The sequence below is a fragment of the Gaoshiqia hydrogeniformans genome (assembly GCF_049347105.1).
GTDB lineage: Bacteria > Bacteroidota > Bacteroidia > Bacteroidales > Prolixibacteraceae > Gaoshiqia > Gaoshiqia hydrogeniformans.
Map to the genome: position 1 here is coordinate 4,500,689 of NZ_CP186334.1, position 13,931 is coordinate 4,514,619.

At 43.4% G+C, this 13,931-nt stretch carries 14 protein-coding genes; 3 read left to right on the plus strand and 11 right to left on the minus strand.

Annotation, left to right across the window (positions count from 1 at the left end):
* Positions 1–106 precede the first annotated feature (106 nt).
* From ACOIT5_RS17945 to ACOIT5_RS17980, 8 genes are all read right to left on the minus strand, one after another.
* Positions 107–991, minus strand: a complete 885-nt coding sequence (locus ACOIT5_RS17945; RefSeq protein ID WP_423127540.1) for a hypothetical protein — start codon at positions 989–991, stop codon at positions 107–109.
* Positions 992–1,209: 218 nt separating this feature from the next.
* The gene (locus tag ACOIT5_RS17950) at positions 1,210–2,292 is read right to left on the minus strand and encodes a head maturation protease, ClpP-related (protein WP_423127541.1); all 1,083 of its coding nucleotides are present in this window, start codon (positions 2,290–2,292) and stop codon (positions 1,210–1,212) included.
* A 9-nt stretch (positions 2,293–2,301) separates the two neighbouring features.
* Positions 2,302–2,562, minus strand: a complete 261-nt coding sequence (locus ACOIT5_RS17955; RefSeq protein WP_423127542.1) for a hypothetical protein — start codon at positions 2,560–2,562, stop codon at positions 2,302–2,304.
* 15 nt (positions 2,563–2,577) lie between these two features.
* Complete coding sequence (locus ACOIT5_RS17960) at positions 2,578–2,988, minus strand: hypothetical protein (RefSeq protein WP_423127543.1); 411 nt, start codon at positions 2,986–2,988, stop codon at positions 2,578–2,580.
* 11 nt (positions 2,989–2,999) lie between these two features.
* Complete coding sequence (locus ACOIT5_RS17965; RefSeq protein WP_423127544.1) at positions 3,000–3,626, minus strand: DUF6046 domain-containing protein; 627 nt, start codon at positions 3,624–3,626, stop codon at positions 3,000–3,002.
* A gap of 92 nt (positions 3,627–3,718) precedes the next feature.
* Complete coding sequence (locus tag ACOIT5_RS17970; RefSeq protein WP_423127545.1) at positions 3,719–4,402, minus strand: AAA family ATPase; 684 nt, start codon at positions 4,400–4,402, stop codon at positions 3,719–3,721.
* Between the two features lies 1 nt (position 4,403).
* Positions 4,404–6,296: a Mu transposase C-terminal domain-containing protein gene (locus tag ACOIT5_RS17975; protein ID WP_423127546.1), complete on the minus strand. Its 1,893-nt coding sequence runs from the start codon at positions 6,294–6,296 to the stop codon at positions 4,404–4,406.
* Entirely contained in the window at positions 6,293–6,586 is a 294-nt protein-coding gene (locus ACOIT5_RS17980) for a helix-turn-helix domain-containing protein (protein ID WP_423127547.1), read from the minus strand. The genes ACOIT5_RS17975 and ACOIT5_RS17980 overlap by 4 nt, the downstream gene beginning before the upstream one ends.
* Positions 6,587–6,701: 115 nt before the next feature.
* On the opposite strand from ACOIT5_RS17980, the gene ACOIT5_RS17985 reads away from it, so the two are divergent.
* Entirely contained in the window at positions 6,702–7,229 is a 528-nt protein-coding gene (locus tag ACOIT5_RS17985; RefSeq protein WP_423127548.1) for a hypothetical protein, read from the plus strand.
* A 205-nt stretch (positions 7,230–7,434) separates the two neighbouring features.
* Here ACOIT5_RS17985 and ACOIT5_RS17990 read toward each other — a convergent pair whose 3' ends face one another.
* A complete protein-coding gene (locus ACOIT5_RS17990) occupies positions 7,435–9,819 on the minus strand; it encodes a TonB-dependent receptor (RefSeq protein WP_423127549.1) in 2,385 nt (794 codons plus the stop codon).
* 622 nt (positions 9,820–10,441) lie between these two features.
* Here ACOIT5_RS17990 and ACOIT5_RS17995 point away from each other — a divergent pair.
* Complete coding sequence (locus ACOIT5_RS17995; RefSeq protein ID WP_423127550.1) at positions 10,442–10,828, plus strand: HYC_CC_PP family protein; 387 nt, start codon at positions 10,442–10,444, stop codon at positions 10,826–10,828.
* 81 nt (positions 10,829–10,909) lie between these two features.
* Positions 10,910–13,150: a TonB-dependent receptor gene (locus tag ACOIT5_RS18000; protein ID WP_423127551.1), complete on the plus strand. Its 2,241-nt coding sequence runs from the start codon at positions 10,910–10,912 to the stop codon at positions 13,148–13,150.
* A 67-nt stretch (positions 13,151–13,217) separates the two neighbouring features.
* On the opposite strand, the gene ACOIT5_RS18005 is transcribed toward ACOIT5_RS18000, so the two are convergent.
* Both ACOIT5_RS18005 and ACOIT5_RS18010 read right to left on the minus strand, forming a co-directional pair.
* On the minus strand, positions 13,218–13,583 hold the full coding sequence (locus ACOIT5_RS18005) for a heavy-metal-associated domain-containing protein (RefSeq protein WP_423127552.1): 366 nt from the start codon (positions 13,581–13,583) through the stop codon (positions 13,218–13,220).
* Between the two features lie 54 nt (positions 13,584–13,637).
* Entirely contained in the window at positions 13,638–13,883 is a 246-nt protein-coding gene (locus tag ACOIT5_RS18010; protein WP_423127553.1) for a heavy metal-binding domain-containing protein, read from the minus strand.
* Between the last annotated feature and the right edge of the window lie 48 nt (positions 13,884–13,931).

The following is a 13,931-nucleotide window of genomic DNA, read 5'->3' on the forward strand; positions in this document are numbered from 1 at the left end:
TTCTGAAACGTTTGAGAGAGTAGAGGAACCTTAGGTTAATGCTCCGGCAACCCGGTTCCGAGCGCGTTATCTACCGGGTGCGCCACTTTCAAACGTTTTTTTGTATTTATTGCACCAATGCACTTACAATAGCTCCGACAGCCTTGTTTCTGATGGGTAGAGCAATAAAACGCTTGTCGAAACCTACGATAGTTCCGCGCTCTTCCGGGTCGTTATCTCTCCGATACATTTTCAAAGCTCCATCCGCTTTCATTACCTCTTCTTTATAGTAGGCAAAAGAGCAGAATGTATCATTAGCTCCAGGAACAGCCCCAAATGACTTCTTTTGCATGGTGATAAAATCATAGGTGGCTGGTTTGGAGAACTGCAAGATATTAAAGCCGGCAAAACGTTTAGGCATACCGTTTACGATGTCGGTAATATCCTTAAACACCTTCGTATCTTCCAGGATCAAATCTGTCAAATGGAAAGGGTGCAACACCAGAAACCGATCTTCCAGGGGAACATCAAAAGCGTCAAATCGTTCTTTCATGGTCAGAATATCAACGATTTTCATCCGTTTTCTTATTCCATCAGAAGAAGCCTCTCCGGTAGTTTTAATTACCGGTGTTTCGGTGGTATCCCCTGCCGGAGCGAAAGCATGAGCAGCCTTTTGCGCAGTAGCTGAACGCAAGGTGTTGCGATGCCCCATTATAACACTCTCTAACTGGTCATAGCTGTATTCAATCGCTTCCGGGTATCTAACCAGAGTATTCTCAGTTTCAAACAAATCCAGCTCAATCCTGATAGGATTATCTACCCGTTGGTATATATTAATAGGATACGTTGAGTTATTAATCAACACCGTTGGGTCAACTCCTGCTTCTGCCAAATTGATAGCATCATTTTCCACCAATGGTGAAAAATCTTTTGTGTACTTCAAAAAAGAACTATCTGTATAGTAGTTCTTTAAAATCTGTTTAATCCAAACTTCTTTTCTTAAACCTGACATTTTCTTAATCTTTTATTGTTAATAATTCTATTTCTTTCTGAGGATTCACAACGTTAAGCATGTTGTTAAAAGCTGTATAGCTGCAACGTAGCTCCGGTTTTACAAATTCCTCGAATACTCTTTTGCGTATGCTGGTGGCCGTTTCGTGCTTTTGGAGTAGTTCCTGGGCCTTTATACATCTTTTCAGATAGGCAATCCTACGCCCCGTTTTCATTGCTTCAATCCTGTCCATATTCACTTTTTACAAGTTCATCATAGAGCTTTGGATTGTTTCTCAATTCATTCGGGGCATACATGCGATAATCTTCAAGAGTCCACTTAGCCCTGTCTTTTGCCGGTGCTGGTTCCTCTGTTGCCTGCCTTGTTTCTGTTTTGACCAGGTCTGCAATCGGTGTCCGTTTTGACATGCCTGAAATAACATTCGCCAAAACATCCAGGCCGCTGGTTCTGCCTACTGTTTCAAGTGAGGCTCTGATGTCTTTGTTTATTTTGCCCTCTTTTTGGGCATTGTCTAGCATCGATTTTATTTTATTGCTTTTATCAGCCTCTTCCTTTTGTTTGCTGCTACTAACTTGCTGTTCAAGAGCATCAAACTTTTCTTTGAGTTTATTAAGGATAGCGGTATCAGAACTTTCCGCTGTAACACCCTCAATACTGAACATCTCAATTAACTCATTCTTCATTTCTTTGTCGTTTTGATTGTTTAATAATGCTACAAATCTGCTATATACATTTTGAGGCTCCATACTTGAAACCATCTCTTTATCAAGGTTGGTAATGTTTTTAGCCAAAGCAGAAACTTTGCGCTTGGCAAAATTGTATTTGATAGCTTCGTCTGCGTTTAGCCAATGGTCGTTACCGTCGAACCAGTTTGCTTTAACTTCATCAACAGACAGGCCGGTTCGTTGGGAATACTGTTTTGAAAAGTTGTCCTCTACATCAGACAATAACTTCATTGCCTGTTTGTGGGTTTTGGCGTTGCCATGGGTTATGCCGCTTGGCGTGTGAACCATTATAAATCCATTTTCGGCGATTTCGACCTCATCAACAGCCATTAATAGCATACTTGCCATGCTTGCTGCAACTCCGTCAACAACAATTTTGATGTTCATTTTACTACGCCGTAGGGCATTAAACATGACCACACCCTCAAACACAGACCCGCCATAACTGTGAAGTCTGATTGTAAGGTTTTTACAATCAGACTTTTCAAGTTTATCAAGCATGTCAGAAAAAGATTCACCATTGTTTTTCCATTCGCCAATGAGGCCGTAAAGCTTTATTTCTTCGTTGCTTTTCATTGTTAATTGTTATTTAAACTCAACTTCTTCATACTGTATCTTTGGCACAAGTTGTCCATTGATATATGAGCAAAGTGTATTCAAGCTCTTTTTTACACCTCGTGACTTTTTTAGGACTCCATTTAGCCCAAGGTTCATTTCCTCAAAGCTGATTTCGTCGCTATCGAATACACAAACAATACGGCTTTTTTTACCGCTTACTAATTCTATGTCACAGACAAACGCCCGGCCTATTATGACTTCGCTGTTTTTAATTGCAATTTGTTCCATGTTGTTAATTCGTTATTAGTTATGGGAATAAGTCCAGGCAACTGTTTTAGCGACTTCGCCGTCTGGTTTGAAAAATTCATAGTTTATAGCATTCAGTCCTATTGTTTCGCATTCTTCAAAAAATTGTTTGTGCTTCAAAGAGTTATTGTCATTCTGTAATTCTTCATTCTGGGTTACCACTTCTTCAACCCATTTCATTAGCATAGACAACTCATAATACCCAATCTGAGGCGAAACAGTATATAGAATGCCTTTCAATGATTCATTAATCCGCTTTTCTGCCCTCAGTTGCATATTGAGGTTTCTGTTTGTTGCCTTTATGTTGCTGTTGCACCCTTTGAGCACCGAAACCCGCTTTTTCAATTGGTTTATCTGCTTTCTTAGCTTCTCAGCCTGTTCGTCTGTTTTAAGTCTTCCCCTTTCCATACATGCCTGATTTAAACGGTTACATATTTTTTATTAATCTGTACCTCTATAGAGTGAATGCTTCTCATTGTCATTGTGTAAGCAATAGTGTCTTGGTAGCCTTCAATAAAACTAACTTCAATATCAGCTATGTAAACAGCTTGTACACCAATAGCATCCGTTATATCACTCGCAATACTCCAAACATTGTTAACCTCAAATATCTGGTTCAGAGCATTCAGCTTATCAAGTGGAAAATTGTGATTTTCCATATCTATCAAAAGGCCACGCCAAGTAATTTCCCACGGTTCTGTTGCATATCGCTCAACTATGTGCACATCAGTGTTGTCAATATTGGTTACAACCAGCTTCTTGGCTCTCTTGAAATTCAGCATTGGAGGCGTTGCAAATATCTCTTTATTGTTCTCATCTATAGAGCTATATGAAAACATGTATTTTTCAGCTCCTCCATTTCGATATAGGACTACATTATCAAATGTGCCGTCGGTCATATCGAACGCACTAAGTCCATAAGTTCCGCCTTGTTTTTCAACCTTGCCGAAACCGTTACTAACTAAACGGCTCACAGCGTTGGCTGCAATAAATCCAAAAGCTGTTTTGAATCTTGATGCAAAATCGTATGTAAATTTCTGTGTCATTATTTGCTCCTTTCTTAATTTGCTTTAAACCTGCTTTAAAATCTTCGTAAATCAATTATCGCAGTCAATTACTGACAGATGTATGGTTTAAATCAATCTTCGCTGAAAACGGCTGAAAATTGCAGGTTTGAAATTGTGTTAAATACCTCCCGGTAATTGGAAAACCTTTGTTCGGGGATGTCGTCCGGGGCGACTCCGTTCGCCTCAAAAATTGCCGACACCTCCCTTTTTGACGGCTTGCTCAGGAACTGCCAGCTAACAATACGGCTATAAAATTCGGGAACGCCTTGCTTGTCCCGCTTTACTGCTGTCTCCATGTTGTCTTTGAAGTATTCGCAGCCTGCCAGTATGATACCTAAATTATCCTGGGTGGCGTTTCTTAGGTCGTGCAGGTCGAGCATAAGCGTATGAGACAACTTCCCGGCTTCATCAATGATGAGCAGGGCGTTTTCTTTGGCGTTGAACTCATCAACAATACGGTTCACCATATCAAAGACGGTTCCGGCCACATTCAACCCCAATTCTTTTAACACCGTGGCAAAAAACTGTTTGCGGTTCATTATGTTTTTGCACTCCACGTAGTAAACATTCGGGGTAGTTTGCCAAAACTGCTTTAATGCCGTGGTTTTTCCGGCTCCGGTGTAGCCAATCAGCCCGAACATTAAATGCCTGGTTGCAGCATCGGAGCATAAAGTTTGCACGGTGTTAAAGTTTTCGGTCATAATAAGCCGGTATTCATTGTCCTGGCTCATTTGCGGTTTATTGTTCTTTTTCATGCTATATGGTTTTATATGTTGCCGCTGTTGTGTGGACACCCTTTGGTTTCTTCCGTTCGGCTTTTTCCCTCAGTTCCCTGGCTTGTATTGTTGCCCTTGCCGGTTCCCGGTCGGGTTGTGCTTCGGGGTCAATCCCTTTGTGGTCGTAAAAGTGTTTGAGCAGTGCCTGGCTTTCAGCATCGTTTAGCTTTCTCTTTTCCATTGTAATAGGGGCTAACAACTCAATTCCGGAGCCGATAAGTGTTTCAGCACGCTTTAAGCGTTCTACTGATTTAGTCTCTACTGCTTTATAGATTGATTCCCGGTGTGCAACATGTTTCATCATGCGCTCTTTTTCGCCTTCCTGTTGGTCAACAAAAGCCTCATGTATTTGCGGATGTTGGCTGCATGTGCAAACAAAATCACCGTCGAGCGTAAATACATGGATGTCGCTTGCATCGTCCGAATCGTAGAATATTCTTACTTTTTGACCGTTTAATCTTAGTTTCAGGTCGTTATCCCAAATCTCGTAGAAGCGTTTCGATTTGCGAACCTCATTAATAATCATGCTTTTGCGTACTGTTACCTCTTTGGGTAGCCAGAACATTTGTACATAGTCGAGATTGTCAACTTGTTTTGTGTAAGGCTTTTCGCTTTGTGCGTATAATTGGTTGGGTGTCGAGTCGCCGTATTTTTCGTTGATTTCGGAGTTGTTGTAAATAGCTACTAGTTCGGCTATTATTTTCATCATTTCATCGTAACCGTAAAGGCCGTTTTCTTTATTGAAACGGGTGATAAACTCCTCAGAAATACGCCCGTTTTCCCGTTTGCTTCGGATGCCTTCACCAATATAGCCGTCAATCAATCGCTGAAAACGGCTTTGGAACGTGCCAAAGAAGCGTTCAACCTCTCCTTTGTCCTGGGCGTTGCCAACTTTTGCCGCACGGACAACAACGCCCTTGTTTTCCATAAACTCTTTAATGGCCTTAAATTCGTCGGTACTGGATGCGCTAAAGTTGTCGTGGACAAGTTCCGCCGGTAAATGTCCGTGCGTATTGACCGACATTTTAAGGGCTTCTATAATGTTAAACCGGTCTTCGGTTTCCGACAGGTCGAAACCGGTTATTTTGCCCGAATAAGCATCACGGATAGCAAACAGGTTAAGCCGTATTTTTCGTTTCCCCTCAGTTTTCCACTTGCTTTCATGGTTCCAGCAGAAAATCTGTATCGGTGTACCGTCCATCTGGTAAAGCGAACCGGCGTTAAGTGCTGTAATCCGTGGAAAATATGGCCGGGTTTCCTTGTCGAAACGCTGTTTTCCTTTGCGGAAGTAGTTAATTTCGTTGCTGTTGTCGAGATAATACTGGGCAACAGTGCTTTTGCTTATGGTATTGAAAAATGATCCGTGTTTTTGGTTGAACTCGACAATTGACAGGTTTACCCATTTCTTAATTGAGTTGTAGCTGTGATAAGCAGGGTCGCACAAATAGTTGTAAACCAGAAACTCAACATACGGGTTTAGCTTGTAGCGGTCTTTGTATTGCTGGTTTATGCGTTTGTGCTGGCAGCTTGCGGCCCCTTCGGCTTCAAACTCTTTCAGCTTACGGGTAAACGATTGGTAATTGTGTATTGAAGCTTCTTTAAAGTCGTTGTAAGCTTCAAACACTTCCTTTATTGAATAGTTGCCCGAACTGGTAAGCTTATGGCAGCACTTTAAAAGGGCGTAGCGTTTGGCCGAAAGCTCCCTTTTTTCGGGGTTGTTGCGGTAATACGAACTGCCAAAAAGATCAAAGTGGCGGTTATGCCCCTCCATGGCTGCGCAAAGCAGGTCAGAGATGCCATTGGTTGCCTGGCTGTTTTGTTGTGTGGGAGAAGCCAGCAACCTGGAGGGAATATGTGCGCCACTTTGAATCATTTTTCAAATACAGTCAGGTAGTTTACCAAAGCGTGTATTGTTTGTACCATCTTAGCCAATTCCGGGTCTTTTTCGTTCACCTTCGGTATGCGTACTAAATCAGGTTTGCCCAAAAAGAAAAAGATGTCTTTATCAGTTGCCTTAGCAATTCTTTCAAGAACACCTGTTTTAATATCCTCAGCCTTCAATATTTTATGTAACGCCAATGGAGTAATATTCATCCTTTCAGCAACATATACTTGTGATACGCCAAGTGACTTAATTATTTTTTTAACCTCCGCGCCCTTCATAACATGCTTTTTTATACCTTTACCGTAATTATTATTGTACAAATATAAAATAAACAATTTCTTAAAAGCAAATAAAACCTTAATTATTTTAAGGATTGATTTAATTTAAAGCAAAATGAAAGGAATAGAAGTCAAAAAAAAGCTGCAAAATGATCGATTCTCGATGAAAGAGATTGCTGATTTAATGGGAGAAACGCCTCAGAATCTTCAAGCAATGTTTAAAGTTGAGGATATTAAAACAGGTGTTCTTGAAAGAATTGCCAAAGCTATTGGTAAGGATATACTTTATTTTTACAATATTGAAAGTAAAGGAGTCACTGCCCTGGATGAATCTCAACTAACCATTGAAATAACTCAAAATAGCGGAAAGGCATACCGACTATACCAGAAGATTGTGAGTATCGATGTTCTATTAGATAAAAAGTTCGGTATTAAAAACGAGGACGGATATGCTTCGAGTGCAGCCAAAATATTAAACGATACTTTCTTTCGTAAATATGATTTCGTTGTTGATGGAATGAGCTACGAAGAAAAGAACAAATTCAACGACCAGCTCAAAATGGCCATTGATTCTTTCATCAACATATTTTTTGACCGCTTTAAAACTCTCTCCAAACAATTGGATAGTTATTCCAACCGCTAAAACACCAGTAAACAAACCATTTTTGGGGTTCTTTTGCGTTAATTTATCCGCTCAGTCACCGCTATTTTACCAGTTGACATTTTTCTTTGAACGCTCGCAGCAATAAAAAAAGGCCTCTAAGTGCCTTGTTTTTCAGTGGTTTCACTGCAATCTAATAATAAATCAAAAGTTGACATTTTACTTTGTGCCCCTCACGTCGCATATTTTACAGGGATAACGGGATTTTTATTAATATTTGAATGTTTCGGCCGGGTTCAGGAATTTCCAGTTTCCGGTAAAAACTGATGTGATTAAAGTATTTGGTGTCGAGTAAGTTATGCGCCTGTAGTACCAGTTCAATAACGTTGGAAGAAGTTTTGAATTTTGCTGAAATGCCCGCTCCCACGATTTTATAAGCGGGAGTTTTTATTTCGTTCCGGGACACCCGGTTTTGCGCCAGCGCTGTTTTTGTGTTGATGAAGAAACGGGCATCAACCAGTCGTCCGGTCGTTCGGCGGAAGCGATACTCCAGCTCCGCAAAAGCATTTGGCGCCGGGGTAAAGGGGAGTGGGTAGCGTTGGTTCTCTGCAGTTGTTACTTGTTCGTTTCGGATATATTCAACATTCATGAGGACATTTAATTTTTGAAAAAAGAGTTTATACACGCTCAACTCGAAACCGGATAAAATTGCTTTCGACTGGGTATACCGGTATAGCTGTCCGGCATGCGGCAGTTTCGACCAATCCCCGGTTGGATTGAGAAAAATGTAGTTGGTAAAATAGTACAGGTAGGGGCTCATTTCGATGCCCGAATTTTCATTTTTCCATTCCATGCCAGCGTCTGCGTAATAACCTTTTTCTGATGATAAATTGCTGTCGCCCTGCTCGTGTCTGAATGACCCATGATGAATTCCGTTTGCTGTCAGTTCGATGGCGGTTGGCGTTCGGAAAGCTTTTCCAATATTAAAACGGTAGCTGAGGTGCTTTGAGGGACTATAAACCATCCCGGCCAGCCAGCTTGCATCGTGAAATGTCCGGTCGAGGGCGTCGCTTCGGTTAGCATAAGCTGCGGCTTCGTCAGCATTTGTTCCGTTTTCGAGCAGATAGTGATATAAAACGGGATCGAAGAAAGCCGTGGTCTTTATTTTGGAGAGATCGAAGCGTGTGGCCACAAAAAGTTGTATTTTCTGAGTCAGCCGGATGTTATCTTTCAGGAAAATTCCGGTGGTCTGATTTGTATATTCAGGCAACAGGAAGTTGTATCCGCCTGTTTTATTGGTCTTCCACTGGTTTTGAATACCAGCGGATAACAAATGTGCCGGCCATTTTCGATAGGCTGTTTTCAGGTTTGCCTGGTAGGTTTTTAGCCCGAAATCCAGTTCCAGGTCCGGTTTTTTTTCAGGCGCCGATTGTCCAGGGTAATGGGTGTGAAACCGGCTCCATTCCGAACGTTTATTGTTTTGAAAGGCCAAATCGACACTGACTGATGCCTGGCCGGCGAAATAACGGCTGTTACTGATGATTTTGAGATGATTGGCTCGTTGGTACGGATATTCTGTGTTGCGGCGGTTGCCATCACCTTTCACCCGTTCCAAATCGGGGACGCCATGCGATCCGGGGAAAAAACCAGATTTCTGTGCAACCTGGCTGACCGAAAGCATTGATCGAAAACGGTGATACACCAAGCCGGCTTGTGTTGAGAAATCAATTTCGTGACCTGCTGTGTTTTTTAAATATCGGTTGACAACGGGAATTTTTCGGGTCAGGTAAACAATGGTATCGGTTGGCAGACGATAGTCGCCAAAATCAATAACTGTCCCACGCAGTTTAAAGAACAGGTGATTTTTCCGGCCTTCGGCATATCCCGATGCTGCCAGGGTTTGGTTAACCGATTTGGTTAAGAGTTGAATCTCGCCGTTTAATTCTTCGGCTTCCGGCACCCGGTTATTGGTAACATGGATATAACCTCCAATGGCGTCGCTTCCGTACTCAATGGCAGACGGTCCTTTCACGATTTCAACTGACTGAACGGCGAAGGGGTCCATTTCAAGTCCGTGATCTGCTCCCCATTGCTGGCCTTCCTGTTTTATTCCGTTTTCACTGACGGCCACCCGGTTGAAACTCATTCCCCGTATGACGGGTTTTGAGGTATTAGCCCCGATGTCCATCGCGTTTACGCCAGGAATCTGATCCAGCGATTTTATGAACACGCCATTCATGTTCCGGCTTAAGAATTCCTGCTGAACCAACTCCTTTTTCAAGCTTCGCTCCGTGTTTGACAGGTTGGCGGTGACTAACACTTGTTCGATCTTTTGAATATCCGGTTTCAGATGAACCACCAGGGGCAGGTTTGAAGCAGTCACCAGTGTATCCTTTTTTTCGTAACCGGTAAACGAAAATTGCAGATTAAGCAGTTCGTCCTGAGTAACAGAAAGGATGAATTGACCATTTGAATCAGTAATTGTCCACAAATTTTGGTAACGAACATAACATGCCGGTAACGGCTGATTTTTTTCGTCCAGAACTAACCCGTGCAGGACGGCGTTTTCCTGAGCATACATCAGAACCGGCAACCAGAACAGGAATATTGCCGCAATAAAATACTTCCTCATAAAAGGATGTGTTTTTATGGATATGAAATGAATGAATTTAAATGCCGGTACCTGTGTATCCATACAGAGAATGCCGGTTACGGGTACAGACTGCCGTTTCTGTAGATGCAGAAAGCGGTGAAAATTTTAAAAGAAAAGGTTAGATCAGATGGGAAGGAGGCGCACGCAGCGAAATGGCAGACCGGTTGCCGATAACCGGCTCAGCAGATGGTACAAGGCAAATAACCTGAAACCGGACTGGTAAATGAAAAACAACTTCGGATGGCGCCGGCGTATTGAAAACAGCAAATTCATACTCACATACCAAACAGCGCTCATGTTCAGAACCTAAATCTTCGTGATCTGAATCTTGCTGATGGGAACATTGATGTTCGCAGGCATGATTGTCCGGCTGTTCGTTCCCGTGATGTTCGAGTATATGAACAGACTGGAACAAAATGGGAAATGCAAACAGAACAGTCAGCAAAAAGGCAATATGTTTTCTGAAATTTGTCACTTGATAGTAAACGTAAAGATAAATAACCAACAATAAACGGAAAGGTTTAGTTGATGATTCATTTGTAATTTTTAATGATTGTTAACAGAAAAGATTATTTGAGTTTTTATCGTTATTATTGTACCGATGAGAAAAGCCGTTGCGACTATATTATCAGGGTTTTATCTGCTGGTTACCGTTGGACTGGCCGTAAACATTCATTATTGTTCGGGCGAGATTGCTTCGGTTCAGTTGTATGCCGAACCGGCAAGTTGCTGCGACGGAGCGGTAGTCTGCCAGTCTGCTTGTTGTCATGATGTTACGCAGATTATCCGGTTTGAAGAGCAACAATCGTTTTATACCGGTTTCAGGTTGAACCTGGAACTTCCGGTTACGGAATTGGTTGCCGGAGTTCGGTTGCCTTCTCCTGATTTTATGGTTATACGAAGTATCCGGCCGGGCGATGATGCTCTCTTTCCGCCGCCGAAAGCCCCGGCCTGGCTGCTGAACTGCTCCCTTATTTATTACGCATAGTTTTTAAATTGAACAAAAACAAACGGGCTGATGCGATCGGTCCGAGACTGTCTATTGTATCAGTTTAAAATCTAATTCATAATGATAAAAAAGGAATATTTATTTTTTCTGCTGTTTATGGTCTCGTTGATAAGCGGGGCACAGTCTGCCCCGGAAACCGTTAGCGGGAGCGTTGCCGGGGAGGAGGGGGGAAAGACAACGCCCCTCACCGGAGTTAATATCTATTGGGAAGGAACCACCCTGGGAACCAGTTCGAATGACGACGGACAGTTTGTAATTGAACGGACTGCTAAAACCAACCGGCTCATTTTTAGTTACATCGGTTACCTGAATGATACGGTTGAGGTGTTGTCCGGCAACATTCCGCCGGTTATTCTGGATGCTTCTCTTGAGCTGAATGAGGTTGAAATTGTCCAGCGGAGAAAATCGACGGAAATATCGATGCTTACCTCGATCAAGGTAGAACAGATTGGCGAGAAAGAACTCTGTAAAGCTGCCTGCTGTAATCTGAGCGAAAGTTTTGAAACCAGTCCGAGTATCGATGTTACATTTACTGACGCGGTGACCGGGTCGCGCCAGATCCAAATGCTGGGGCTCGCCGGCCCCTATGTGCAAATGGCCCGGGAGAATGTTCCGGATATGCGGGGTTTGGCTTCCGTGTACGGGCTAACCTTGGTTCCGGGAACCTGGATTGAAAGTATCCAACTCAACAAAGGGACCGGTTCGGTGGTAAACGGTTACGAAAGTATTGCCGGACAAATAAACATTGAACTGAGAAAACCAAAGGTAGCCGAGCGTTTGTATTTAAACCTGTTTGCCGATGCCGAAAGCCGGTTGGAAGCCAATCTGAACCTCGCTCACCGGTTCGAAAACAGCAAATGGTCAACCGTTTTGTTGTTGCACGGAAAAGATAACTCGCGAAAACTGGACCACAACAACGACGGCTTCATGGACATGCCCACCGGAAATACGTTTACGGCCCTGAACCGATGGGATTATACCGGTGATGACGGCATGTTTGTTCAGTTCGGGATAAAAGCTTCGGTATTGGACAACCAGGGGGGCGAGTTAGATTTTAAACCCGAAGATGCCCTGACCACCCGTGCCTGGGGAATGAACATCGATGTGCAGCGTCTGGAAGGCTGGGCGAAAATTGGAAAAGTATTTGAAGATCAGCCCTGGAAATCGATCGGATTGCAGCTGGCAGGCGCCGATCATGAGCAGGATAGTTATTTTGGGCTGAATACCTACAAGGCCGGGCAGCAATCGTGGTATGCCAACCTGATTTACCAGAGTATCATTGGGAATGCCAGGCATGAATTTAAAACAGGCACCTCTTACCAGTTCGATGATTTCAGCGAAGAGTTGAATGATACTACCTATAGCCGAAACGAATCGGTTCCGGGTGTTTTCTTCGAATACGCCTACCTGCCATCCGACCGGGTTAGCGTGGTGGCCGGCTTACGGGGAGATTATCACAACCTGTACGGTGTTTTTTTAACCCCGAGGCTGCATGTACGGTATGCCCCGGCCGAACAAACGGTATTGCGGTTTTCGGCAGGACGGGGGCAGCGCACGGCCAGTGTGATTGCCGAAAACAGCGGTGTGCTGGCCAGTTCGCGTCAACTGGTATTTCAGGGTGAAAAAGATAACAGGCCGTATGGCTTTGATCCTGAGGTTGCCTGGAACTACGGCATGAACCTGACCCAAAAATTTCAACTGAACTACCGGGAGGGAAGTATCAGTTTTGATTTTTACCGGACTGATTTTTCCCGGCAGGTGGTGATGGACCTGGATGACCATCCGCAACAGGCCCTGTTTTATCAATCAGAAGCGAAATCCAGGTCAAACAGTTTTCTGGCGCAGGTTGATTACGAACTGGTCAGATCGCTGGATATCCGGATGGCCTACCGCTGGTACGATGTGAAAACCACCTACCGCGACGGACTGATGCAGAAGCCTTTGCTGTCGAGACACCGGGCATTTTTGAACCTGGCTTACGAAACCCGCAATTTGTGGAGTTTTGATTATACCCTTAACTGGCAGGGGAGAAAGCGAATCCCTTTCACCGGCTCAAACCCGGGAGCATACCGGTTAGCTGATTATTCACCGGATTTCTTCCTGATGAATGCCCAGGTAAGTAAACGGTGGAGCGAACGTTTCGAGCTTTATGCCGGTGTTGAAAACCTGGCCGGCTATAAGCAGCATATGCCGATACTGGCCAGCGATCAGCCGTTTAGCCCGTATTTTGACAGTTCCCTGATTTGGGGACCTATTCTTGGCCGAAAAACCTATTTCGGACTGCGGTACAAAATTTTCTGATGCAAAAAGAGCAGAGAGGTTGTATGAAAATGGATAGCCCATTTGATACAACCTCTTCTTTTTGAGTTTAATGACTATGTCCTTCGTGTGTTTTGGCCGAATTGCCGCGGTCGTATTTGCAGCAATTGTGCAACGAGTTGTATGCTTCGTCGGTGGCTTTATGTCCCGGGGTATCGTGCCCGGCTTTGGCAATGGCCATTTTCACCTGGTCGACATCCGTTTTGCTGTCGTCAAACACAAGCTCAATCATTTTGCTTTCCTTGTTCCAGTCGGCTTTGGAAACGCCCTTGACCGAAAGAGCCGCCTTTTCAATGCGTTTTTCGCACATGCTGCAATTTCCCGACACGTTGAACTTCTCCGACTTATTCGCTGCAAAAACAGCCACTGTTCCGAAGAGGAACACACTTGCTAAACTTAAAACTTTTGTTTTCATATCACAATTAAATTGGTTTTATTTTTAAATAGTCACTAACCTTTTTGATCCGGTTTATTCCTGCTTTTCGCGTAAATCTTCCGTTTCAGCTTTCTTTTCAACTAAAGCCATGCCGCATTTCGGACAGTCGCCCGGTTGATCGGCAAGAACTTCCGGATGCATCGGGCAGGTGTATTGTACCACTTCGGTTCCTTGTTGTGTGTCGGTCTTTTCTTTTTTCGACCCAGTCCCGCAAGCGGTGGTCCCGAGAATTGTTGCTAAAACCATAGCGCTTAAAATAACTTTTACTTTTGTTTTCATGTTTTCCTTGATTTAAGTTGACCATTTTTAATCCAATACATTTTTCAA

Excerpts from the sequence above, each read along its gene's own strand:
- ACOIT5_RS17945 (WP_423127540.1), bottom strand. The coding sequence starts at position 991 with ATGTCAGGTTTAAGAAAAGAAGTTTGGATTAAACAGATTTTAAAGAAC.
- ACOIT5_RS17950 (WP_423127541.1), bottom strand. The coding sequence starts at position 2,292 with ATGAAAAGCAACGAAGAAATAAAGCTTTACGGCCTCATTGGCGAATGG.
- ACOIT5_RS17955 (WP_423127542.1), bottom strand. The coding sequence starts at position 2,562 with ATGGAACAAATTGCAATTAAAAACAGCGAAGTCATAATAGGCCGGGCG.
- ACOIT5_RS17960 (WP_423127543.1), bottom strand. The coding sequence starts at position 2,988 with ATGGAAAGGGGAAGACTTAAAACAGACGAACAGGCTGAGAAGCTAAGA.
- ACOIT5_RS17965 (WP_423127544.1), bottom strand. The coding sequence starts at position 3,626 with ATGACACAGAAATTTACATACGATTTTGCATCAAGATTCAAAACAGCT.
- ACOIT5_RS17970 (WP_423127545.1), bottom strand. The coding sequence starts at position 4,402 with ATGAAAAAGAACAATAAACCGCAAATGAGCCAGGACAATGAATACCGG.
- ACOIT5_RS17975 (WP_423127546.1), bottom strand. The coding sequence starts at position 6,296 with ATGATTCAAAGTGGCGCACATATTCCCTCCAGGTTGCTGGCTTCTCCC.
- ACOIT5_RS17980 (WP_423127547.1), bottom strand. The coding sequence starts at position 6,586 with ATGAAGGGCGCGGAGGTTAAAAAAATAATTAAGTCACTTGGCGTATCA.
- ACOIT5_RS17985 (WP_423127548.1), top strand. The coding sequence starts at position 6,702 with ATGAAAGGAATAGAAGTCAAAAAAAAGCTGCAAAATGATCGATTCTCG.
- ACOIT5_RS17990 (WP_423127549.1), bottom strand. The coding sequence starts at position 9,819 with ATGAGGAAGTATTTTATTGCGGCAATATTCCTGTTCTGGTTGCCGGTT.
- ACOIT5_RS17995 (WP_423127550.1), top strand. The coding sequence starts at position 10,442 with ATGAGAAAAGCCGTTGCGACTATATTATCAGGGTTTTATCTGCTGGTT.
- ACOIT5_RS18000 (WP_423127551.1), top strand. The coding sequence starts at position 10,910 with ATGATAAAAAAGGAATATTTATTTTTTCTGCTGTTTATGGTCTCGTTG.
- ACOIT5_RS18005 (WP_423127552.1), bottom strand. The coding sequence starts at position 13,583 with ATGAAAACAAAAGTTTTAAGTTTAGCAAGTGTGTTCCTCTTCGGAACA.
- ACOIT5_RS18010 (WP_423127553.1), bottom strand. The coding sequence starts at position 13,883 with ATGAAAACAAAAGTAAAAGTTATTTTAAGCGCTATGGTTTTAGCAACA.